The following is a 22,914-nucleotide window of genomic DNA, read 5'->3' as shown; positions in this document are numbered from 1 at the left end:
CTCTCATGCTCGGGTTCGCCGCGGGTACCCCGATAGCAGGCCGCTACCTCCTCGTGGAGCGTCTAGCGGCGTCGCCTGGTGCGCAGATCTGGTCGGCCTTCGATGACGTGCTGGGTCGTCCGGTCGCGGTCAAGTTCTTCCCGACCGCCGCCGGTGACGAGCACAGCCTCATCGCGCTGCGAGCCCGGGCTCGCGCGGCCGCCCGGGTCAGCCATCCGCACCTGGTCGGCGTCCTCGACGTGGGCGAGGCGTTCACCGTGGACGGCGCGCCCACGCCGTTCGTCGTGCTGAGCCTGGTCGACGGCGAGCTGCTCGGCGACCGGTTGACCGCCGAGTCGCTGTCGGCGACCGAAGCCGCGCAGATCGGCGCCCACGTCGGCCAGGCGCTGACCGCGCTGCACCGACGCGGCCTCACTCATGGCGAAGTGGACGCCGGCAACGTCATGCTCACCGCGACCGGTGCCGTGCTGCTGGGCGTGGTCGGTTCGGCCCAGCTCGGCTGGGACACCGAGGCAGCCAGCGAATACGACGACGTCCGCGCCCTCGGCCAGCTCGTGGAGTCGAGCGTCCGCGAAGTGCCGGCTGCGCTGGCCGCCGTCTGCGAAAGAGCCACCCGCGTCGGTCAGACCGCCGGCGACCTGGCCACGGCGTACGCCGCCCTGACCACGGCCGCCCCCACACCGGCCGTCCGCCCCCGGTACGCACCCAGCCGCCGCCGCGTCGGGCTGGCCGCCGTCGGCCTGGCCGGGGCTGTCGTCGCGGCCGGGGTCGGCGGGGTGACCGCCGGGGCCCTGCCCTCGCTGCTGCCCACCGGTGCCGAGCCGAGCGAGTGGGCGGGGTCCACCCCGGGGTCGTCGCCGCGCAGCAGCGCCTACACGATTCCCAGTGGCGGCACCGAATCCCCACGACCTATCGGCTCCACGTCGCCGGTCTCACCGGGGGTCACCAGCCCCGGGCAGAGCACCTCACCGAGCCCGAGCACCTCCACGTCGCCGACGCCGGATCCGGCTGTCGTCAAGACTGCGCTGGGCGCATTGCGCGACAGCGTGACGGCCGGTCGCTCGCTCGGCGAGATCACGGCGGAGTTCGCGCAGAAGCTGGATTCTCAGATCGGCGACATGCTCATCGACGCGCGGCTGGGAAAGAAGATCACCGGTAAGCTCCAGGCCTTCCGCAATCGGGTCAACCTCGGCGGGCGGAGCGGCGACGTCACCGCAGACCGCGCCACCGCCCTGCTGGCCGCCGCCGACGATGTGGAGAAGGCGGAGAAGGCCGGCTGACCCGGCTCACCAGGTGGCGCCGAGTTCGTCGTGCAGCTGCGGGGTGAGCATGTCGCCGGCCGCCTTCACCAGCCGGACCATCTCGAAGCCGATGACCCCGAGGTCGGCCGCCCGCACCGCGAGCACCACCAGGACGGCCGATTCGCTGACCGACATGATGAGCAGATAGCCCCGGTCCATCTCGACCACGGTCTGCGACACCGCGCAGGAGAGCGTGAGTTCCGCCGCGCCGCGCGCGATGCTGTGCAGTCCGGCCGTGATCGCCGCCAGCTCCAGCGCGCGGTCGTGCGCCAGCGACTGCGCGGCGACCAGCGGAAGCCCGTCGGCCGAGACCACGGCGGCGTGCGCCACGCCCGCGGTCCGGTCCACGAATCCGCTGATGAGCCAATGCAGCCGCTGGGCCGACGGGCTCAATGTGTCGACCACCATCAAGTGCTCCGATCGATCAAGTGTCGCGCAGGCCGTCATAGAGCCGGGTGAGCACGCGCTCGGTCGCGGGGTCGGCCGCGATGGGCTGCTCCACGGGCTCCGGCTGTCCGGTCGACGGCGGCAGGCTCGCCATCGGCACCCGGGACGGCAGCAGAATGGTGTGTTCCTCGACCGGCTCGCCCGCGGGCAGGCGCATGGTCGTATCGACGTCGAACGGCTCGCCGGTGGTGAGCCGGACGGCGGCCGTCAGGTCGTGTTTGCGGGGTTCCAGGACGGCCTCCGGCAGATCGACGGTGGCGCGGATGCCCCCGGCCGCCTCCGCGAGGGTCACCCGCAGATCGTGCCGTGCGGCGAGGTGGCCGATGACGACCAGCCCCATGCGTTCGGTGACCGAGGCGTCCACTTCGGGTGGGTCGGCGAGCAACTCGTTCAGCTCATCCCGGACCTCGGCGCGCATGCCGATGCCCTGATCGGTGATGATCACCCGGGCGCCCCGCGTGGACCGCTCCCCCGTCACCCGGACGACGCTGGTCGGCGGCGAGTAGCCGACCGCGTTCTCCAGCAGCTCGGCGAGCAGATGGACCAGATCGGCCGCGACCACACCCGAGACCTGTACGCCGTCCTCGACCTCGGCCCTTACCCGCTGGTACTGCTCGTTCTCCGAGACCGCCGCGAGCACCAGCGCCGCCAGCGGCACCGGTTCCCGGCCACGCCGCCGGGCCGAACCGCCGGCGAGGACGAGCAGGTTCTCGTTCGTCCGCCGCATCCGGGCGGTCAGTCGCTCCAGCCGGAACAGCGCCGCCAGGCGCTCCGGGTCGCGTTCGTCGCGTTCGAGTTCCTCGACCACCTTGAGCTGTCGTTCCACCAGCGACTGACTGCGCCGCGCGAGGTTGACGACGATGTCGTTCACGTGCCCCTGGCTGACCGCCCCCCCGCTGTCCTCATCGGACGCGGGCGCGTCGGATCGCCTACTGCGCAACCTCCCCAACATGACCGCCGCCCCTCCGGTTGTCGTGTCTGCGCAACGGCGCCACCCGGCCGGCAGGCGCCCACCCCACGAGCGCCGCCCCAGGGCTCGCAGGATGCCGGTATGGTAACCCTCATCGGCCGAAAAGCCGACGATGAGCCAACCATCTGACATAAAACGACGGAAGATGTCGCGGTCACGATCATCTTTCTGCTAGCTTTCTGGCATGTTCGCGCGACAGAGCTGGTGGCCCGCCATTCCGGCGGCCTGAAGCTCGCGCATCCACGATGCGGCCGCCTCGGTGAGGCGGCCGTCGGTGTTTCCGGGGCAGACCGCCGGACCGGGCGGCCCACAGCCTGGGAGACCCGCATGACCGACCTGCCCGACCTGCCTGAGCTGCTCCACGGCGCCCGCCCGTACGCCCTGCTGCGCCGCGAAGGCGCCGACCACGTCGAAGTCCTCATCGGAAAGATTCAGACCGCGCCGTCCACCGGCCTGATCCCGCTCGACCCCGGTACGCCGACCCTCGCCCTCCTGCCGCACCGGCAGATCGCCGAACGCGGCTTCGCCGCGCTGGACGACGGTGAGCCCCTGCTGTGTCTCGTGGCCGCCGAACGGGGGCGCGCCACCCTGCCGGACGTGCTGGCCGCTCTCCCTGACGACATCGGCGTCGTCGACGACCTCGGATTCGACATCGCCGACGACGAGTACGCCCAGATCGTCGGACGCGTCCTCGACGAGGAGATCGGCCGGGGCGAGGGCTCCAACTTCGTCATCCACCGCACGCGTCAGGCGAGGGTGGCCGACGAACGGCGTACGGCGTTGGCGTGCCTGCGCCGGTTGCTGCGCACGGAGACGGGGGCGTACTGGACGTTCCTGGTGTTCACCGGAACCGAGTTCTTCGTCGGGGCCAGCCCCGAGCGGCACGTCTCCAGCGATGCCGGGATGGTCATGATGAATCCCATCTCCGGCACCTACCGCCATCCCGCCACCGGACCCGACCGGGCCGGCCTGCTCCGGTTCCTCGCCGATCCGAAGGAGGTCAACGAGCTGGCGATGGTGCTCGACGAGGAACTGAAGATGATGGCCGTCGTCGCCGACGGCGGCGGCCAGGTCGTCGGCCCGTACCTCAAGGAGATGGCGCACCTGGCCCACACCGAGTACCTGCTGGCCGGGCGCGGTTCGCTCGACATCCGCGAGGTGCTGCGCGAGACCATGTTCGCGCCGACGGTCACCGGCAGCCCCATCGAGAACGCCTGCCGCGTCATCGCCCGCCACGAGCAGCGCGGCCGCGGCTACTACGGCGGTGTCGTCGCGCTGCTCGACCACGACGACACCGGCACGCCCCGGCTCGACTCCACGATCCTCATCCGGACCGCGCGGATCGGCGGCGGTCTCGTGCGGGTTCCGGTGGGGGCCACTTTGGTACGCGATTCCACGCCGGACGGCGAGGTGGCCGAGACGCACGCCAAGGCGGCCGGCGTACTGGCCGCGCTGGGTCTCGTGCCCGCGAAGGCCACCCCGGCGGGGGCGCCGACCCGGTTCGCCGACGATCCCGCGGTCATCCGTACGCTGGCCGCCCGCAACGACCGGCTCTCGCCGTTCTGGCTCGCCGACCGGACCCAGGCGACGTTCGCGCGCCCGTTCGAGGGGCGTACCTGCGTCGTCGTGGACGCCGAGGACACCTTCACCGGCATGCTCGCCCACATGCTCCGCTCGCTGGGGATGACGGTCACGCTTCAGGCGTACAAGTCGGTCGTGGAGAGCATCGACGCGGACCTGGTCGTGGCCGGGCCCGGACCGGGCGATCCCGCGGACCCGGCGCTGGCCAACGCGGCCGCGCTGCGCCGGGTGATCCGGCGGCGGCTCGCGGACCGCAAGCCGCTGCTCGCCGTGTGCCTGGGGCATCAGGTGCTGGCCCAGGAACTGGGGCTGACCCTGCATCGGCGCGAGCTGCCGGCGCAGGGCCTGCCGGTCGACGCCGACCTGTTCGGCACGGTACGCCGAGTCGGCTATTACTCGACGTTCACCGCCCTTGCCTCCGATGTGGACGGTGTCGAGCTGGCCGCCGGACCGGACGGATTCGTGCACGCGCTCCGCGCACCCCGGTACGCCGGAGTCCAATTCCATCCGGAGTCGGTGCTGACCGAGGACGGACCGGGCATTCTCACGTCGCTGATCGCCGATCTGCTGGCAGTGGAGCCCGTGCGCTAGAAATCCACCGTCGTCAGCCGGACATCCACCTTGGAGGTCCGGCTGATTGCGTTGGGACAAGTGTTCTGGCAAAGTGTGCGCGACCCGTGATCTCGGGGTCATCCAATGGGGAGGAATCAGCCACCATGATGGGGCGTTCGCACGCGCTTTCCGGCGCCGCCACCTGGCTCGCCGGATCCGTGGTGATGGAGCAGGTCTTCGACTATCCACACCAGTCGCCGCTCTATCTGGCCCTCGGCACCGCGATGTGCGCCGGCGGCGCGCTCCTGCCCGACCTGGACCTCTCCGGCAAGGTGACCACCAACCAGGGCGGCGCGACCGTGGCGCACACGTTCGGCCCGGTCTCCATGTTCATCTCCGAGGTCATCGAGAAGCTCTCCCTCGGCATCTACACCGCGACGCGGCTCAGCCACGACCCCAAGCGGGACTACGGGCACCGCACGTTCACCCACACGCTACCGTTCGTCCTGCTGATGGGCTGGGGCGCGAGCTTCCTGTGCCAGCGGTTCGGCAAGTGGGCCGTGCTGCCGATCCTGTTCTTCATGATCGGGCTGGCCCTGCGCGGCGTCTTCGAGCACTGGGCGAAGCGGGCCGGCTGGGTCATCACGACCGCTGTCGCGGCTGCCGCCTCCTGGTACACCTTCGAGAACCTCGACTCGGGCCGAGGCTATCCGCTCATCGGGTTCGCCGTCGGCGTCGGCTGTTTCGTGCACCTCATGGGCGACATCGTGACCAGCGCCGGCGTACCGATCCTGTGGCCCATCCCGACCGGCTTCAAGAAGATTCGGCTGTGGCGGATGATCGGTGTGCCGAACTCCATCTCGGTCGAGGTCGGCGGCAAGGTCGAGACGCTAGTGCTCTCCACAATCTTCATTATCGTCTCGTTCGGCGCGGGGGCTTGGCTGGCCGGCGGCGCGATCCTGCGAAGATTCGGCGTCGACATCTGACGTTTCGTCCGAATGATGCCCGTCGCTGTCGCGGCGGGCATCGTCGTCTGCGGCGGGCATCGTTGTCGCGTCGCGGCGGGCATCGTCGTGCGCGGCCGGCCTCGCCGTGCGTAGCGTCGCGTCGCGGCGGGCATCGTCGTGCGCAGCGTCGCGTCGCGGCGGGCATCGTCGTGCGCGGCCGGCATCGTCGTGCGCAGCGTCGCGTCGCGTTGCGTTGCGGCGGGATGATCTAGGCGAGAAAAGGTCGCCATAGCCGCCATTCATCGCCTAGATCGACAAGTGCGGCGTGATCTTGAACAGAAAACGTCGCCATAGCAGCAGTTTTCGTTCAAGATCACCGCGCGGCGGGCTGACCGCCGAGCGTGAGCCGAGCGTGAACGCGGAGGATGCGCCGAGCGTGAGCCGAGCGTGAGCGCGGCTTGTGGAGCCGCCTTATGAAGGCTTGGCGTCCGAGTACGCCCCGACGACCTTGGCGTCCATGACGAAGTGGACGCCCGTCGACCCGAACAGCAACCGCCCGGCCTCGTCGGCGCACTCCTGCAGCACCACGGCGACGTCGTCGGCACAGGCGGTGGAGCAGTCGAGGATCACCTCGTCGTGCTGGAAGAACACGAGTTCGGCGTCGACGTCCCAGAGCCGGGAGCGGACGAGGGCGAGCAGGGTCGCGGCCCATTCGGCGGCGGTCGCCTGGATCACGAAGTTGCGGGTGAACCGGCCCCGGGCGCGCTGACCCGCCGACGTACGCAGGTCCCCGTCGCGGCTGTTGAACCAGTCACCCTCGGATTCGGGGGCGGCCCCGGGTCGCGGACACGTGCGGCCGAGCCAGGAGCGCACGAGACCCCCGCTCTCCCCCGTACGCGCGGCGTCTTCCACGACCGCCCAGGCGCGCGGATAGCGTCCTTTGAGGACGGCGAGTGCCGGGGCCGCCTGGCCGCCGGTCTGCCCGTACATCGCGCCCAGGAGGGCGATCTTCGCAGTGGCGCGGTCGGCGAATCCCTCCAGCCCGGTGTAGATGTCGCCCGGCCCGGCCGCCTTGCACAGCCCGGGATCGCGGGACACCGCCGCGAGGATGCGTGGTTCGAGCTGACCAGCGTCGGCGACGACCAGGCGACGGCCGGGATCGGCGCGTACCGCCCCGCGCAGCACGGCCGGGATCTGGAGCGCGCCGCCGCCCCGGGTCGCCCAGCGACCGCTGACCACCCCGCCCGGCACGTACGCCGGATGGAACCGGCCCTCCCGAACCCACTGTTGCCGCCACGACCAGCCGTGCGCGGTCCAGATCCGGTACAGCTCCTTGTAGTGCAGGATCGGCTCGATCGCCGGGTGCTCGACCTGCTTGAGCACCCACGCCCGGGTGTTCGGCACGTCGATGCCCGCCTTGCGCAGCGCGCGCCGCAGCTCGGCCGGCGAATCGGGACGCAGCCCCGGGCTCGCCAGCGACTCGCAGATCTGCTCGGTCAGCTCGACCAGCTTCTGCGGCGGCCCACCGGCCGGTCGGCGCGCGCCCAGCAGGTCGGTGAGCAGTTGGTCGTGAGTCGGCGCGTGCCACGGCAGCCCCGCCCGGGCCATCTCGACGGCGATCAGCGCGCTGGCCGACTCGGCCGCCACCAGCATGCGGAACCGCGCCGGGTCGGCCGTGGCCGCCATCCGCTTCACCTGGGCGGCGTACACCCCGGTGACCTGCTCGATGGTGGCCTCGGCGACCGCGCTGGGCTCGCCGAACAGGGTCCCTTGCGCTTCGCCGGGCGGTGCGGCTTGGCGTACCGGAGGATCGGGAGGCACCGGTCCGCCGGTCAGGCGCGCCCACGCGGCCGCCATCGACCGGGGCGCGCCCCACTCACCCTCCGCGCCGACCAGCAGGGCTTCGGTCATCTCCAGGTCATGACACCGTGGTACGCGCACCGCAGCGTCCAGGATCGCCGGGTAGCTCGTCTCCGAACTCGGCCACACCCAGCGTGCCTCGGGCTGGGCGCGAAGCTCGGCGGCCAGCTCGGTGACGCGGCGTGGCTCCGCCGTCGGAGCGCCGTCCGGCCCGAGCGGCTGGACGACGGCACCCCCCGACTGGTCCGGTGCGACGGCGACGATCACGCTGCTCATTCTGCGTTCCCCGTACGACAAACGAGCCGACCTCCACGCGGAGATCGGCTCGTTCGAGGGGACAGGTGGTCTACTTGACCGCGCCGGCGGTGAGGCCCGCCTGGATCTGCCGCTGCATGACGGCGTAGACGATGATCATCGGGAGGATCGCGATGGTGATCGCCGCGAACAGCGCGCCCCAGTCGGACTTGAAGCCGGCCTGGGTCGAGATCTCGGCGATGCCCTGGGTGAGCACCCAGTTCTTCTCGTAACCGCCGGGCACCAGGTAGACCGGCAGGAGGTACTGCGCCCACTGCCCGATGACGTTGAAGATGCCCACGCTGATCAAGCCGGACTTCGCCATCGGCATCATGACCCGGAAGAACAGCTTCACGTGCCCGGCGCCGTCGATCATCGCCGCCTCGGCCACCGAGGTCGGCAGCGTCTTGAAGAAGGCGCTGAGGAAGAAGACCGTGAACGGCAGCGAGTAGGAGATGTAGACCAGGATCAGGCCGGTCTTCGTGCCCAGCAGGCCCAGGTCGCGTACGACGAAGAAGAGCGGCACGAGCGCGAGGAAGACCGGGAAGGCCAGGCCCGAGACGAACAGGTAGTAGATGAAACGGTTGCCGAAGAACTTGTACCGCGCGAGCACGTAGGCGGCCATCGAGCCGAGCAGCATCGTGCCGATGGTGCTGATGCCCACCACGATCACACTGTTGATCATGTAGGTGCCGATGTGCGCGGTGTTCCAGGCGCGCCCCCAGTTGTCCCACCGCAGCTCCGCCGGCAGCGTCCACGGGCTGCTGAAGATCTCCTCCGGCGACTTGAAGGAGGAGAGGAAGACCCAGATGAGCGGGCCCAGGATGATGACCGACCAGACCATCAGCGAGATGCTGCTGAGCCGGGAGAAGAAGCGGATCTCCCGCTTCTGGCGGCCCGCCGCCGCACGAGCGGCCGGGCTTGCGGAGGCCGGAAGACGGTCCTGCGCAGGGGTGGTGTTCGTCGTCATCGCGGTTCCCGATCAGTACTCGATGGTTTCGCGCTTGGTGACACGCAGTGTCAGTGCGGCGAAGGTCAGCGTCAAGAAGAAGAGGACGACACCGATCGCCGACGCGTAGCCGAGCTTGCTCTTCGACGCCGCGTAATACAGCTCGGTCGCCAGTGTCGTGGTCGCACCGTCCGGGCCACCGTAGCCGCCGTCCTGCGCCAGCACGTTGACGAGCGCGAAGAAGTCGAAGGCGGCGATGCCCAGATAGACCCAGGCGACCTGGATCGTGTCCCACAGCAGCGGCAGCGTGACCCGGAAGAACAGCGAGAAGCGGGAGGCTCCGTCGAGTTCGGCGGCCTCGTAGATCTCGGCGGGGATGCTGGCCATCCCGGCCGAGAACAGCACCACGTAGAAGCCGATCGCCTGCCAGATGGCGACGAACATGATCGCCCACAGCGCGGTGTTCTTGTTGACCAGCAGGGCGACCGGATCGAACCCGAGCTTGGTGAGCACCCCGTTCACCAGGCCGGTGTTGTCCGGACGGTAGACCGTCTGGAACATCACGCCGACGATGGCGATGGCCAGGACCTGGGGGAGGAAGAACACCACCCGGTAGAACTTCGACCCCCAGACCCCGGTCCGTACTCCGCCCTTGGAGCCGCCGCCCACGTTCAACAGGAACGCGAAGAACAGGGCGACCGCGATGGTGATCAGCGGCAGGGCAACCAACAGTTCAAGGTGGTGCTTGATGGCCTGCCAGAAGCGGTCGTCGTCGAACAACTGCTTGTAGTTGTCGAAACCGATCCACTTCGGCGCAACCGAGAAGCCCCGCCACGCGGTCATCGAGATGTAGAACGTTCGCAACGTCGGATAGATGACGAACGTTACATACAAGAGGACCGGCAGGAACAGGAAGCCCGCCACGAACGGGTACTTGCCGTGCCGCATGATCCCAACGCTCCTAAATCAGCGCTTGAACTTGGTGATGGACGCGTCCTTCTTGATGGCGTCCGCCTTCTTCTGGATCCGCTCGGCCCACGCCTTGCCGTCGATGCGGCCGAACATGAGCTCGTTGGTGGCGGCGCGGGCCTCCTTGTCGAGGTCCTGGTACCAGCCGTCGAAGAAGAGGGTAACGACATCCTTGCCCGCCGCGGCAAGAGCAGCCTGCGAGCTCTTGACACCGGCCGGGAAGGCGAAGCCGTCCGACGCGCCCGCGACCACGGTCGGCGCGTGCGCCTCGGTGATCTCGGTGAACGCGCGGGCGCTCTTCTTGGACAGCATCTGGCGCATGAACTCCAGGCCCGCCGCCTTGTTGGCCGAGGACTTCGAGACGAAGTAGCCCTCACCGGCCGCCGAGCGAACGGCACCCGGCGACAGCTTGTCGGAGCCGTCGTACGCCGGAACCGGCGCCAGCTGGTACTCGAAGTCCTTCGGCGTGGTGGCGGCCTGCTCGCCCTCCAGCCAGTCGCCCGACGGGTACATCGCCAGCTTGTACTGGTTCTGCTGGAGCTGCACCTCGGTGTGCTTGAGGCCCTCGAACGCCGGGTTGATGTAACCCTTCGACGCCAGGGTGCCCCACGCGGAAGCCGCCTTGACGACGGCCTCGTTGGTCCACGCGCCGTCTTCGAGGTTGTCGATGTTCTTCAGGATGTCGCCGCCGCCGATCTTCGCGGCCTGGACCAGGATCACGTTCCACTGGTAGTACGCGGCGTTGGCGCCCGCGTAGCCGTACGGCGTGATGCCCTTGGCCTTGATCTTCTCGCACAGCGCGAGGAAGCCGGCCCAGTCCTTCGGGGCCTCCCAGCCGTTGTCCTTGAACAACTTGCCGGAGTGCCAGATGCCGAACACGGTCGACACGTAGTACAGCACGAACGGCTTGCCGTTGAACGAACCCGCGTCGACGGTGCCGGCGAACACGGTGTCGCGGACCTTCTTGTTCGGGTCGTCGACCGACGGCGCGTCCCACAGCTCGGTCAGGTCGGCGAGCTGCTCGTCGGCGACCAGGGCACCGAAGTCCATCGACTTCGTGCCGGAGTTGTTCACGAACTCCGGCGGGTTGCCGCCCTGGAACCGCGGCTGCACCAGCGCCGTGATGTCCTGGGTGGCGGTGTGCTTGACGGTCGCCTTCGGCCACGCGGTCTTGAAGTTCGGCTCGAGGCCGTCGGTCGCGTACTTCTGACCGTAGCCACCATCGAAGATGACGACCTCGACGGTCGCGTCTTCCTTCATGCCGAACGGGTTGGTCGGGGTCTTGGCCGTGCCGCCGGTGTCGCCGCCCTTGTCGTCGTCACTGCAGGCGGCCAGGAAGCTGACGGCGGGCACGGCGAGCGCGCCGGCCACCGCGGCACGGCGCAGAACCGTGCGGCGGCTCAGCTCAGAGGGGGAGTTGGACATCTTTGTCTCCTCGGTACGGGTCAGGCGATGGGCCGGAGACGTCCGGCACACCGCGACTCGAGGTAAGGGTTGGCGTTCGTCCCCAAGAGGACGGTCATGAAACACATCCCCGAAGGGACCTCGACGCGGTGCGGCGTCGGCGCCGCGTCGAAGACTGAGCGGAGGTCCTTCATTCGGCGACCTCCTTGATCCGATGGGCCTCCACCGCACGAGCCGTACGCTGAAAGGCCGCGTGCGAGCGCTCATGCGTGCGCTGCGCTACCGCGATGTACAACAGGTCCAGCACCACCAGCTGCGGATGCCGCGCCGACAACGCGTCCGGCCGGAAGGTCGTGGCCTGCGTCGCCGTCAACAGCACGAAGTCGGCGACGTCCGCCAGCGGGGAGCGGGGGAAGCTGGTCAACGCGATCGTGGTCGCACCGTGACTGCCCGCCTCGGCGATCATCTCGATCGTCTCCCGCGTCTGCCCCGAGTGCGAGATCCCCAACGCCACATCCCCCGGCCCCAGCAAAGCCGCCGAAGCCAGACCGTTGTGGATGTCGGTCCACGCCCACGCCGCGATCCCGATCCGATGCAACGAGAACTGCAGCTCCTCACCCACCAGGGCACTACCCGACGCCCCGTAGATGTCCACCCGCGACGCCGCCGCGATCGCATCCGCCGCCCGCTCCACCGCCGACAGATCGATCCGCGCCGCCGTATCCCGCATCGCCAGGGTGTCCGCCGCCATCAACTGCGACAACACCCGCTCCAGCGGATCGGTCGGCTGAATCTCCCGCCCGATGTCGACCTGCCACCCGGCCGACCGAGCCAACCGGCCGGTCTCCCCCGCGATCCCCAACCGCAGATCCGCGTACCCGTCGAAACCCAACGCCCGGCAGAACCGGGTCACCGTCGCCGGCGAGGTCCCACTACGCTCCGCCAACTCCACGATCGTCGCCCGCGCCGCCGCCGCCGGATCCGCCAGAACATGATCAGCGACCCGACGCAACGCCCCCGTGAACTCCGGGAGCTGCGCGCGGATGCGCGTCAGCAGGCTCTCGGTTTCGCCGTCGGCGCTCCGGGCCGCAGGTACGGCGGTGGCCGACACGGGCTGTCCCGTGCTGACCGTCACCTCGCCATCCATGAGCGGCATTCCCCTTCGGCTCGAAGCCCAACTAATACGCAGGAGTGTTTACTGTTGTTGGTAAAAGTTCTTACTAAAACCGCTACCTTGTCAAGTAGTTGGGGGAAGTTTTCCAACCCGTTATCTAGCCGACGCCGGGGTTGGCCCGGCCGATAATGCCACAGTGACACTGGCCACGACCACGCCTACCAGGGCGGATGCGCGAGACCAAGGTCACTGCCGTCGATCGGTCGGCCGATCGGGGCGGCCGGGGTCCCGAATTGGTAATCGGATGATTCGGACACGCGTTTGGTAAGAATATCGCCCATGAAAACGGCGCCTGGTGCCCACAAATGGGGGCGAACCAGACGCCGAGGATGATCGGGATGATGATCAGTTTTGGGTGGGGAACCCCAGATTCACCCCACCATGCGAGGGGTCGAGCCAACGGCTGGTAACCACTTTGCCGCGGGTGAAGAAGTGGACGCCCTCGGCGCCGTGCGCGTGCGTGTCACCGAACAGCGACGCCTTCCACCCACCGAAGGAGTAGTACGCCATCGGCACCGGAATCGGGACGTTCACCCCGATCATGCCGACCTCCACCTCGTGCTGGTACCGCCGCGCGGCCCCGCCGTCGTTGGTGAAGATCGCCGTGCCGTTGCCGTAGCGACCCGCGTTGACCAGGTCGACTGCCTCCTCATACGTCCGGACCCGCACGATCGAGAGAACCGGCCCGAAGATCTCGTCCGTGTAGACGGTCATCTCCGGCCGGACGTCGTCGAACAGGGTGGGGCCGAGCCAGAACCCGGCCTGGTCGCCGTCGGGCTCGACGGTCCGGCCGTCCACCACCAGCTTCGCGCCCTCGCGTACCCCTGCCGCCAGGTAGCCGGCGACCTTGTCGCGGTGCTCCCGGGTGACCAGCGGCCCCATGTCGCAGCCGCGGCGGCCGTCGCCGGTGCGAATCCGGGCCATCCGCTCGGTGATCCGCGTGATCAGCTCGTCGGCCACCGGCTCGACCGCGACGACGACCGAGATCGCCATGCACCGTTCGCCGGCCGAGCCGAATCCGGCGCTGACCGCCGCGTCGGCGGCCAGGTCGAGGTCGGCGTCGGGCAGCACCACCATGTGGTTCTTCGCCCCGCCCAGCGCCTGTACGCGCTTGCCGTTGGCGGTGCCGCGCTCGTAGACGTACCGGGCGATCGGGGTCGAGCCGACGAACGACACCGACTTCACGTCCGGATGGTCGAGGAGCGCGTCGACGGCCTCCTTGTCGCCGTGCACGACGTTCAGGACGCCGTCGGGCAGCCCGGCCTCGCTGAACCACGCCGCGAGCAGCGTCGACGCCGTCGGGTCCTTCTCCGACGGCTTCAGGACGACCGTGTTGCCCGCCGCGATCGCGATCGGCACGAACCACAACGGCACCATCGCGGGGAAGTTGAACGGCGAGATCACGGCGGCGACGCCCAGCGGCTGACGGATCGAGTACGAATCCACTCCGGTCGAGACGTTCTCGCTGAAGCCGCCCTTCAGGGCGGTCGGGATGCCACAGGCGTACTCGATGACCTCAAGGCCGCGTTGCACCTCGCCGGCGGCGTCGGAGAGGACCTTGCCGTGTTCGGCGGTGATGGCGGCGGCGAGTTCGTCGCGCCGCTCGTGGACGAGCTGGCGCAGCGCGAACATGACGGCGGTGCGCTTGGCGAGCGAGGCGTCGCGCCAGGCGGGGAAGGCCGCGGCCGCGGCCGTGACCACGGTGCCGACGTCCGCCGAAGACGCGAAGTCGACGTGCCCGGTGACTTCGCCCGTGGCCGGGTCGTAGAGATCGCCCCGGCGGGCCGCGCCGCCTGGCTGCTCCCAGTCCTTGCCCGCGACGTAGTGCTTGACGTGCTTCAGAAGGCCGCTCTTCACTGGGCCGCTCCGACCGTCTCGATGGCGTGGGCCAGGATGCCCAGCCCTTCCTTGGCCTCCGCCTCGGTCAGCGTGAGCGGCGGACCCATTCGGATCACGTTGCCGTAGAGACCGCCCTTGCCGACCAGCAGCCCGGCCGCCTTGCACTCCTCCAGTACGCCCAACGTCGCGCGCGGCGACGGGGTCAGCGTCCCGGGTTCCACGAATTCGACGGCCAGCATCAGGCCCTTGCCCCGGACGTCGGCGACGATCGGCGACGCGGCCGCGATCTCGCGGAGTCCCCGGTGCAGCACCTCGCCGACGCGGGCGGCGTTGCCCTGCAGGTCGTGGTCGAGGATGTAGTCGAGGACCGCCGAGCCGGCGGCGCTGGAGATCGGGTTGCCGCCGAAGGTGTTGAACGAGGTCGCGGTCAGGCAGTCCATCACCTCGGGGCGGGCCACCACCCCGCCGAGGGCGTACCCGTTGCCGATGCCCTTGGCGAAGGTCAGCATGTCCGGCACGGCGCCATGGGCCTGATAACCCCAGAAGTGCTCCCCCGTACGCCCCCAGCCGGTCTGCACCTCGTCGGAGACCCAGAGGATGCCGTACTCGTCGAGGACTTCCTTGAGCGCGCCGAAGAATCCGTCGGGCGGGGCGACGAACCCGCCGACGCCCTGAATCGGCTCCGCGATCAGGCAGGCGACGTCACCGCTGGTCGTGGTGGCCAGCACCTCGCGCAGATCCTCGACCGCCTTGCCGATGTAGTCGGCGTCGGAGAGCCCGGCGAACAGTCCCCGCAGCCGGTCGCCGGAGTGCAGGTAGCTGACGTTGACCGGGGTCAGCGAGGACGCCGCCCAGCCGCGGTTGCCCGTGACGCCGAGCGCGCCGAAGCTGCGCCCGTGGTACGAGTTGCGCATCGCCAGGATCTGGTTGCTGCGGCGGACCTGGGTCGCCAGCAGCAACGCCGTCTCGGTCGCCTCGGTGCCGGAGTTGGCCAGGAACACCTTCGCGTCCGGGATGCCGGAGACCCGGGCGATCTTCTCGGCCAGCTCGACCTGCTGCCGGATCAGGTACAGCGTCGAGGAGTGCGCGATGCCGGTGCCGACCTGACGGCGTACGGCGTCGGAGATCTCGGCGACGTCATAGCCGATGGACGTCGTCAGCACGCCGCCGAAGAAGTCCAGATAGGTACGCCCGCCGGCGTCGGTGACGCGGCAGCCCGATCCCGTCACCAGCTCGATCGGTTCGGCGTACAACGGGCTGACCCAGGCGGGCAGGACGGCCCGGTGGCGGGCCAGCAGATCGTCGGTGGTTGCCATGCCACAGCGTCCCATCGGCTCCGGTCGAACACAACGAACAGGCTGTCAGGCGTACGCGGTGATGAATGACACAGCGTTGGGCGGACAATCGGTGGCGATAACCCGTTCGTCTGCTCCAATCACCTGCGGATAGTGTCGGACCGTGATCGAGATCCGGCGTACCACCCTTGACGACTGGCAATCCTGGAAAGCCCTGCGGCTCAACGCCTTGCGGCTGGCCCCCACGGCCTACGGCGAGACGTACGCCAACGCCGTCGACGCCGACGATCACTACTGGCACCGCTGGTGGCTCGAGCGCGGCGACGACGCCCTGCGCAGCATCGGCTACCTCGACGGCGTACCGGCGGGTCAGATCGCCTGCGCCGAGGTTCCGGAGTTCCCCGAGCCGCTGATCCTCGCGATGTGGGTCGAGGAGAGCATGCGCGGCACCGGGATCGCCGGCGCGCTGGTCGACGACACCCTGGAGTGGGCGCGGGCCAAGGGCTTCACCCGCATCCGCCTCGGCGTCACCGAGGGCAACGAGACCGCCCGCAAGCTCTACCTGCGCCACGGATTCAGCTCGCTCGGCGAGTTCGAGCCGCTGCACTCGCACCCCGACCTGCGGATCGAGTGGATGGCCCGGGACCTGTAACTCCCCTATTCCGAGCGGATGGCCTCCCAGGCAAGCAAGGCGACGTGCAGCGACAAGCACGCCGGCACGGAGTCGAGGTCGACGTCGAGGACCCGCCCGATCCGGGCCAGCCGCTCGTAGAAGGCCGGCCGGGACAAGTGCGCCGCGGCCGCCGCGATCGACTTGTTGCGCCCAGACTCCAGATAGATCCGCAGCGTCGGCAGCAACGGATCACGCGGATGCTTCGCGTCGTACGCGAGCAGCCCGCCGAGCTGCCGTTCGACGAAGGTCTGTAAGCGGGGCTCGTCGCGCAGCAGGTGCAGCAGCCCGGCGAGCCCGACGTTCGGCAGCCGCAGCACCGGGACGGCGCTGGGGGTGTCGTGCCGGGCGGCATCGGCGACCTGACGCGCCTCGACGAGCGACCGGCGCGCCTCCCGCAGACTGTCCACACCGGACCCCGCTGCGACGAGGACCTCCTCCCGACCCCGGCGCAACGCCGCGGCGAACCGTTCCAGCGCGGCGTCCTCGTCGGCGGCTGACTTCACCGCCAGCAGCACGCCGACCACGTGGTCGTCGAGCACCCCGGTCAACCCGGTCAGCTTCGCCTCGCGTACGCCCTGGGTCGCCGCGTCGGCGAGGTCCCGCATCCGGGCCTGCATGGCGGTGACCTCGCTCTTGTCACCGTCGCGGCGCCGGCCGTCCGCGCTGTCGCGGTCGCCCCGGGCACTGTCGCGCTCGTCCCGGCTCTGAGCGTGGTCGGCCTGGCTCTTGTCGCGGTCAGCCCGGCGGGACAGCGGCCGGATCACGACCCCGACGAGTCGCCGCCGATCGACGGTCACCCCCAGCGCCCGCGCCCGCAGGGCGACCTCGTCCACCGGCAGGCTGTGATCGAGTAGGGCGGCCAGCAGCGTGCCGTGCAGCTGCCGTTCCAGCCCCTCCTCGTCCCGCTGGATCAACCGGCCCAGGGCCAGCGTCGAGGCGGCCCGCTCCACCAGGATCGTCAGCCGGGTCGGCGGCGGCCCGTCCGACGGCCAGCGCAGCAGCAACCGGCCCCAGTCCTGCCCCCGGGCCCCGACCATGGTGACCAGCCAGCCCGCGTCCGGGTCGTAACCGGTCCGGCCGGTGACGCGTACCTGGCGGGAATGCTGCTCCCAGCCGTCCAGGAGCGGTTCGGCCCGGCCCCCGGCCGCGTCGAAGGCGAGCACCTTGCGGCCCAGGTTCTCCAAGACCACCGGGCACCCCGACAACTGCGCCGCCTGGTGCACGACCTCGGCCGGTTCGGCGCCCTCCACGCTCAGCTCGGTGAACCGCTGGTGGATCTCCTCGGTCGCCCGCAGCTCGGTCAGCTGCGCATCGACGATGCGGGCGTGCACCGCCTCGGTGATCTGCACGAACGGGGTCGGCCGCCGCAGCTCCACCAGGGGCAGCCCGAGCTTCTCGGCGGCCACCGCCATCACCCGGGGCACCGTCGACGGGTAGCGCCGGCCCAGCTCGACGACCAGCCCGGACACGCCGACCTCGGCCAGCTCCCGGACGAACGCCCGGATGCCGTCGTCGTCGGCGGGCAGGCCGATCCCGGTGGTCAGCACGAGCTCCCCGCCCCGGAGCAGGCTGGCGATGTCAGGCACCTCCGACGAGTGCACCCAACGGACCGCCCGGTCGAGGTGCTCGGCGCCGGCGACCACGCGCGGCGACCCGACCTGCATCGCGTCGAGCGCCACGACCTCGCGTATGGTCGGGTAACCGGGCGCGGTCACGGCTGGGCCCGTCGCGTCATGGCCGCGTCAGCTCCCAGCAGGCCACAGCCGTCGCGGCCGCCACATTGAGCGAGTCGACCCCACGGTGCATCGGAATGACCACCCGGGCATCGCTCGACTTGAGCGCCCCCGCGGTCAGCCCCGGCCCCTCCGCACCCATCAGCAAGGCCGGTCGTCTCCGCTGGTCGGCAGACAGCTCATGCAACGAGATCGCGTCCGGCGCGGGAGTCATCGCCAGCACCGTGAAGCCGGCCTCCCGCAGCACGTCGAGCCCTTCCGGCCAGGGGTCGAGCGTGGCGTACGGGATGGCGAAGACCTCGCCCATGCTGACCCGGACGCTGCGGCGGTACAACGGGTCGGCGCAGGTCGGCGAGAGCAGCACGGCGTCCATGCCGAGCGCGGCGACGCCCCGGAAGATCGCCCCGATGTTCGTGTGGTTGTTGATGTCTTCCAGCACCACCACCCGCCTGGCCTGGGCCAACACCTCGGTGACGCTCGGCAGGGTCTTGCGATGGAAGCTGGCCAGGACGCCCCGATGCACGTGGAAGCCGGTGATCTGCTGCAGCAGAGCGGCGTCGGCCCCGTAGACGGCGGCCTCCCCCAGCCCGCCCTGAGCCAGATCGGCCAGCTGCCCCGCCCGCTTAGCCTCGATCAGTACGCTCCGTGGCCGATACCCGGCCGCCAAGGCCCGGCGCAGCACCAGCTCGCCCTCGGCGATGAACAGCCCGTTCGGCGGCTCCCAGCGCGTCCGCAGCTCCAGATCGGTCAGCGCCCGGTAGTCGGCGATGCGCTCGTCCGCCGGGTCGGTGATCAGCTCCACGCCGCCATTCTGCCCGGACTTCGTTGTCGATCACGGCCAGAGGGGGTTGATCAGGGCGCTGCGGGCACGACACGCCGGTCGATCACGACCGTTAGTTCATGATCACGCCCAGGAACACGCCCAGCGCGGGGCGGGCCCGCCGTGGCGGGCCCGCCGTGGCGGGCCCGCCCCCACTGAGAGGCTCAGGCTTTGTCGGTCGGCGGGAGCTGGCCGGAGGCCGCCTCGCCGGCCGCCTTAGCCTCGCCCTCGATCTTGGCGACCTCGTCCGCCGCCTTCTGGGCAGCCTCGACGACCTCGGTGGTGTCCACGCTGGTCGCTGGGCGCTTCGGGCGCTCCGACGCCGGCGCGGGCGGGTGCAGGCCGCCGAAGGCGTTGCTGATGCCCTCCAGGGCGCGGCTCAGCTCGGCCGGGACGATCCACAGCTTGTTCGAGGCGCCCTGGGCGATCTGCGGCAGCGCCTGCAGGTACTGGTACGCCATGACGGTGCTGTCCATGTCGGCGGCGTGGATGGCGCTGACGACCGTCTCGATCGCCTTGGCCTGACCGGCTGCCTGCAGGATCCGGGCCTGCCGGTCACCATCGGCGCGGAGCACGGCGGCCTGCTTGTCACCCTCGGCCGTGAGGATCTGGGACTGCTTGACGCCCTCGGCGGTCAGGATCGCCGCACGGCGGTCTCGCTCGGCCCGCATCTGCTTCTCCATCGAGTCGCGGATGCTGGGCGGCGGCTCGATCGCCTTGATCTCGACCCGGGTCACCTTGACGCCCCAGCGGCCGGTGGTCTCGTCGAGCACCACCGACAGGTGCCGGTTGACCTCCTCGCGGCTGGTCAGCGCGCGCTCCAGGTCCATCGAGCCGATGACGTTACGCAGCGTCGTGACGGTCAGCTGCTCGATCGCCTGCAGGAAGTTGGCGATCTCGTAGGTCGCCTTCACCGGGTCGACGACCTTGAAGTACAGCACCGTGTCGATGGAGACCACGAGGTTGTCCGAGGTGATCACCGGCTGCGGCGGGAAGCTGACCACCTGCTCGCGCAGGTCCACCTTGGTGCGTACGGCGTCGACGAACGGCACCAGGATGTTCAGGCCGGGCGTCAGGGTCCGGTGGTACTTGCCGAGCCGCTCGACGACGTCGTTGCGCTGCTGCGGCACCTGGCGCACCGAGCGCAGCAGCGTGATGACCACGATCAGCGCGACGATCCCGATGACGAGATACAGAAACACCGTGACTGGGTTGTCCATGTCAGTCCTTCCCCACCTTCAAGGTGGCTCCGTCTACCTCGATCACACGGACGCGCTCTCCCGGCTCGTACGCCCGAGAGGCGTCGTAGGGCCGCGCCCGCCACAGCTCACCGCTCAGGTTGACCTGGCCGTTCTCGACGTCGACCCGCTCCATGACGACCGCTTCGGAGCCGAGGATGGTCGAGACGCCGATCTTGACCTGGTGTGAGTTGCGATAGAACCGGTTCTTGATCCACGGCCGCACGAAGAACAGCGCGAGCCCCGAAACGACCGCGAAAACCAGCAGTTCGCCCACGATGCCGAGCCCCAGCACGCCGGCCAGGGCCGCGGCGGCCGCGCCAGCGGCCAGCATGAGCAGCACAAAGTCTCCCATGAAGAGCTCGCCGACGACGAGCGCTCCGGCGGCGATCAGCCACCATCCCCAACTCTCCACAGCATGATCGTGGCACGTCGGGGCAAGTCGTGTAAGCCCGGCCCGCATCTACTGCCCGGGGTGGGCCGTTCGGGCTCACCCCACCCGGCCGTTTCGGCGATCGCGATAACGGCTAGCGTCGGCGCGGCGTTGATCGGACGAACCTTGCACAACCCGTCGAACCCGGAGGTGCCCGTTGCTGCCGCAGACCTCGCTCGCCCTCGACCAGCTCGTGGCCCGCGCTCAGGCGGCGGGACGCGCCCCGTGCGTGGCCGCCGCCGTCGTGCGGGCTGGAGAACTGGCCCATGTGGCCGGGGCCGGGACGGTGCTGGATCGGCCGGGCGACGGCGCCTCCGTGGCGAACGTCCAGTTCCGGATCGGCTCGATTTCCAAGACGATGACCGCTGTCCTGCTCCTTCAGCTGCGCGATCAAGGTCTGCTGTCCCTGGACGACCTGCTCTACCGGCACCTGCCCGGTACGCCGGTCGGCAGCAACGTGACGCTCCGGCAGCTGCTGGCGCACTCGGCGGGGCTGCAGCGGGAGCCGGACGGGGCCTGGTGGGAGCGCACCGACGGCGGTGACATCGAGGACCTGCTGGCCGCGCTGACCCCGGAGAAGCTGGCCCTGGCGCCGCACCACGGCTATCACTACTCGAACCTGGCCTACGGGCTGCTCGGGGCGGTCCTGCACCGGGTCACCGGGCTCACCTGGGCCGAACTGCTCCAGCAGCGCCTGCTCACGCCGCTCGGGATGACCCGGACCAGCTACCACCCGGCCGACCCGTTCGCGCCCGGCTACGTCGTGCACCCCTGGCTGGACACGCTGCGGGAGGAGCCCCGCTCGGACACCGGCGCGATGGCCCCCGCCGGGCAGCTGTGGTCCACGCCGGTCGACCTGACGAAGTGGGCGGCGTTCCTGGCCGATCCGGACCCGGCCATCCTCGACCCGGCCACGCTCCGCGAGATGTCCGCGCCCGTGGTGATGAACGACCTGGACACCTGGAGCGGCGGGCACGGCCTCGGCATCGAGCTGTACCGCGAGGGCGAGCGCGTGTACCTCGGCCACGGCGGATCGATGCCGGGCTACCTGGCAGCGCTCGTCGTCCACCGGCCCAGCCGCACCGGCGTCGTCGCCTACGCCAACGCGTACACCCTGCACGGCAAGTCCCTGGGCCGGCTCGCCTTCGACATGATGGCTACCGTCCTGGACGGCGAGCCCGAGGCGATCGCCCCCTGGCGGCCCGCCGCGCAACCGCCGTCCGACGTGGCCGACCTCCTGGGCCGCTGGTGGTGGATGGGCCGCGAGTACGAGGTCCGCCACGACCTGACGACCGGTCAGCTCGTGCTCGGCTCGGTGACCCGGCCCCGCCCCGAGGTCCGCTTCCGCCCCGAGGGCAAGGATCTCTGGCGCGGGATCTCCGGCGAGCACGACGGCGAGATCCTGGCCGTCCTGCGCGACGGGGACGGCGTACCGGAGGCGTTGGACATCGCCACCTTCGTGTTCCGCCGCGCGCCGCTGCTCGGCGACTGACTGTCGATCACCCGCTTACGGAGTCGATCAGGGTCGCAGGGACACGACACCACCGCCCGCCCACCCACACGATTCCAGCTTGATCATGACCGATAGTTCATGATCGCGGGGAAAGGCGGGTGGGCGGGGGCTAGTCGGGAGGGGTGGTGACGAAGTCGATGAGGCGTTCGACCGCCCCGATCAGCGGCGTCTCCAGGTCGCGGTAGCTGTTCACGCGGCTCAGGATCAGCCGCCACAGGTCCGCGGGCTCGGCCACGCCCAGCGCCGCGCACACCCCCTCCTTCCAGGGGGTGCCGCGCGGCACCTGCGGCCACGCGGCGATGCCCACCGACGCCGGCTTCACGGCCTGCCAGACGTCCACGTAGGGATGCCCGGTCACCAGCACGTGGGGGTCGGTCACCGCGGCCACGATCCGGCTTTCCTTGCTCCCGGTCACCAGATGATCCACGAGTACGCCGAGACGCGCGTCCGGCCCCGGCGAGAACTCGGCGACCCGGCGCTGCAAGTCGTCCACGCCGTCGAGGGGTTCCACGACGACGCCCTCGACCCGCAGGTCGTCACCCCAGACCCGTTCGACCAGAGCGGCGTCGTGCAGTCCTTCGACCCAGATCCGGCCCGCGCGGGCGACCCGGGCGCGCTGTGGTCCCACCGCGACGGAGCCCGACGCGGTCAGCTTCAAGCCGCTGTCCGCAGTGGACCGAGCCGGGCGGGTCAGCGTGACGGTGACCCCGTCGAGCAGGAACGCCGCCGGTTCCAGCGGGAACAGCCGGCGATTGCCGTGCCGGTCCTCCAGGATGACGGCCTGGCCCTCGAAGCCGATCACGGCTCCGCAGAACCCCGAGTCGGCGTCCTCCACGACCAGCTCGATTTCGGCCTCGTGCACCGGGATCACCCGCCGGGGGCGTCGTCCCCCGGCGAGTACATCGTCATAGCGTCCCACGAG

At 70.0% G+C, this 22,914-nt stretch carries 19 protein-coding genes; 5 read left to right on the top strand and 14 right to left on the bottom strand.

Annotation, left to right across the window (positions count from 1 at the left end; translation table 11 throughout):
* The first annotated feature begins 5 nt into the window (after positions 1-5).
* The gene (locus tag HDA40_RS33520; protein ID WP_253761793.1) at positions 6-1,280 is read left to right on the top strand and encodes a protein kinase; all 1,275 of its coding nucleotides are present in this window, start codon (positions 6-8) and stop codon (positions 1,278-1,280) included.
* Positions 1,281-1,286: 6 nt separating this feature from the next.
* Here the strand turns inward: HDA40_RS33520 and HDA40_RS33515 are convergent, their stop codons facing one another.
* Complete coding sequence (locus HDA40_RS33515) at positions 1,287-1,709, bottom strand: roadblock/LC7 domain-containing protein (protein WP_253761792.1); 423 nt, start codon at positions 1,707-1,709, stop codon at positions 1,287-1,289.
* A 16-nt stretch (positions 1,710-1,725) separates the two neighbouring features.
* Positions 1,726-2,619 carry a sensor histidine kinase gene (locus tag HDA40_RS33510; protein ID WP_253761791.1) on the bottom strand — a complete coding sequence of 298 codons (894 nt, stop codon included), beginning with the start codon at positions 2,617-2,619 and terminating at the stop codon, positions 1,726-1,728.
* A 426-nt stretch (positions 2,620-3,045) separates the two neighbouring features.
* Between HDA40_RS33510 and HDA40_RS33505 the strand changes: the two genes are divergently transcribed.
* Together HDA40_RS33505 and HDA40_RS33500 are read left to right on the top strand one after the other, a co-directional pair.
* Entirely contained in the window at positions 3,046-4,890 is a 1,845-nt protein-coding gene (locus tag HDA40_RS33505) for a chorismate-binding protein (protein ID WP_253761790.1), read from the top strand.
* A gap of 125 nt (positions 4,891-5,015) precedes the next feature.
* The gene (locus tag HDA40_RS33500; RefSeq protein ID WP_253761789.1) at positions 5,016-5,837 is read left to right on the top strand and encodes a metal-dependent hydrolase; all 822 of its coding nucleotides are present in this window, start codon (positions 5,016-5,018) and stop codon (positions 5,835-5,837) included.
* Between the two features lie 432 nt (positions 5,838-6,269).
* On the opposite strand, the gene HDA40_RS33495 is transcribed toward HDA40_RS33500, so the two are convergent.
* From HDA40_RS33495 to HDA40_RS33465, 7 genes are all read right to left on the bottom strand, one after another.
* Positions 6,270-7,955, bottom strand: coding sequence for a bifunctional 3'-5' exonuclease/DNA polymerase (locus tag HDA40_RS33495; RefSeq protein WP_372503054.1), 1,686 nt, complete (start codon positions 7,953-7,955; stop codon positions 6,270-6,272).
* 49 nt (positions 7,956-8,004) lie between these two features.
* Positions 8,005-8,922 carry a carbohydrate ABC transporter permease gene (locus tag HDA40_RS33490; RefSeq protein WP_253761787.1) on the bottom strand — a complete coding sequence of 306 codons (918 nt, stop codon included), beginning with the start codon at positions 8,920-8,922 and terminating at the stop codon, positions 8,005-8,007.
* Positions 8,923-8,934: 12 nt separating this feature from the next.
* Positions 8,935-9,849, bottom strand: coding sequence for a carbohydrate ABC transporter permease (locus HDA40_RS33485; protein ID WP_253761786.1), 915 nt, complete (start codon positions 9,847-9,849; stop codon positions 8,935-8,937).
* An 18-nt stretch (positions 9,850-9,867) separates the two neighbouring features.
* Positions 9,868-11,295: an N-acetylglucosamine/diacetylchitobiose ABC transporter substrate-binding protein gene (ngcE, locus tag HDA40_RS33480; protein WP_253761785.1), complete on the bottom strand. Its 1,428-nt coding sequence runs from the start codon at positions 11,293-11,295 to the stop codon at positions 9,868-9,870.
* Positions 11,296-11,464: 169 nt separating this feature from the next.
* The gene (locus tag HDA40_RS33475; protein ID WP_253763909.1) at positions 11,465-12,385 is read right to left on the bottom strand and encodes a MurR/RpiR family transcriptional regulator; all 921 of its coding nucleotides are present in this window, start codon (positions 12,383-12,385) and stop codon (positions 11,465-11,467) included.
* 408 nt (positions 12,386-12,793) lie between these two features.
* Complete coding sequence (locus HDA40_RS33470; RefSeq protein ID WP_253763908.1) at positions 12,794-14,290, bottom strand: CoA-acylating methylmalonate-semialdehyde dehydrogenase; 1,497 nt, start codon at positions 14,288-14,290, stop codon at positions 12,794-12,796.
* An 11-nt stretch (positions 14,291-14,301) separates the two neighbouring features.
* Complete coding sequence (locus HDA40_RS33465; protein ID WP_253761784.1) at positions 14,302-15,603, bottom strand: aspartate aminotransferase family protein; 1,302 nt, start codon at positions 15,601-15,603, stop codon at positions 14,302-14,304.
* Positions 15,604-15,745: 142 nt separating this feature from the next.
* Here HDA40_RS33465 and HDA40_RS33460 point away from each other — a divergent pair, with 142 nt between their 5' ends.
* On the top strand, positions 15,746-16,234 hold the full coding sequence (locus HDA40_RS33460; RefSeq protein ID WP_253761783.1) for a GNAT family N-acetyltransferase: 489 nt from the start codon (positions 15,746-15,748) through the stop codon (positions 16,232-16,234).
* A gap of 5 nt (positions 16,235-16,239) precedes the next feature.
* Here HDA40_RS33460 and HDA40_RS33455 read toward each other — a convergent pair whose 3' ends face one another.
* From HDA40_RS33455 to HDA40_RS33440, 4 genes are all read right to left on the bottom strand, one after another.
* Complete coding sequence (locus tag HDA40_RS33455; protein WP_308197796.1) at positions 16,240-17,970, bottom strand: PucR family transcriptional regulator; 1,731 nt, start codon at positions 17,968-17,970, stop codon at positions 16,240-16,242.
* A 16-nt stretch (positions 17,971-17,986) separates the two neighbouring features.
* Complete coding sequence (locus HDA40_RS33450; protein ID WP_253761782.1) at positions 17,987-18,790, bottom strand: TrmH family RNA methyltransferase; 804 nt, start codon at positions 18,788-18,790, stop codon at positions 17,987-17,989.
* A 182-nt stretch (positions 18,791-18,972) separates the two neighbouring features.
* Entirely contained in the window at positions 18,973-20,028 is a 1,056-nt protein-coding gene (locus HDA40_RS33445; RefSeq protein WP_308197795.1) for an SPFH domain-containing protein, read from the bottom strand.
* A gap of 1 nt (position 20,029) precedes the next feature.
* The gene (locus HDA40_RS33440) at positions 20,030-20,461 is read right to left on the bottom strand and encodes an NfeD family protein (RefSeq protein ID WP_253761781.1); all 432 of its coding nucleotides are present in this window, start codon (positions 20,459-20,461) and stop codon (positions 20,030-20,032) included.
* 175 nt (positions 20,462-20,636) lie between these two features.
* On the opposite strand from HDA40_RS33440, the gene HDA40_RS33435 reads away from it, so the two are divergent.
* On the top strand, positions 20,637-21,971 hold the full coding sequence (locus HDA40_RS33435; RefSeq protein WP_253761780.1) for a serine hydrolase domain-containing protein: 1,335 nt from the start codon (positions 20,637-20,639) through the stop codon (positions 21,969-21,971).
* 130 nt (positions 21,972-22,101) lie between these two features.
* Here HDA40_RS33435 and HDA40_RS33430 read toward each other — a convergent pair whose 3' ends face one another.
* Positions 22,102-22,911, bottom strand: a complete 810-nt coding sequence (locus HDA40_RS33430) for a DUF3097 domain-containing protein (RefSeq protein WP_253761779.1) — start codon at positions 22,909-22,911, stop codon at positions 22,102-22,104.
* Between the last annotated feature and the right edge of the window lie 3 nt (positions 22,912-22,914).

The organism is Hamadaea flava, from assembly GCF_024172085.1.
In the GTDB taxonomy this organism is placed as follows: domain Bacteria; phylum Actinomycetota; class Actinomycetes; order Mycobacteriales; family Micromonosporaceae; genus Hamadaea; species Hamadaea flava.
The sequence above is the reverse complement of the archived record's forward strand: the minus strand, read 5'-3'. Positions and strand labels throughout refer to the sequence as shown.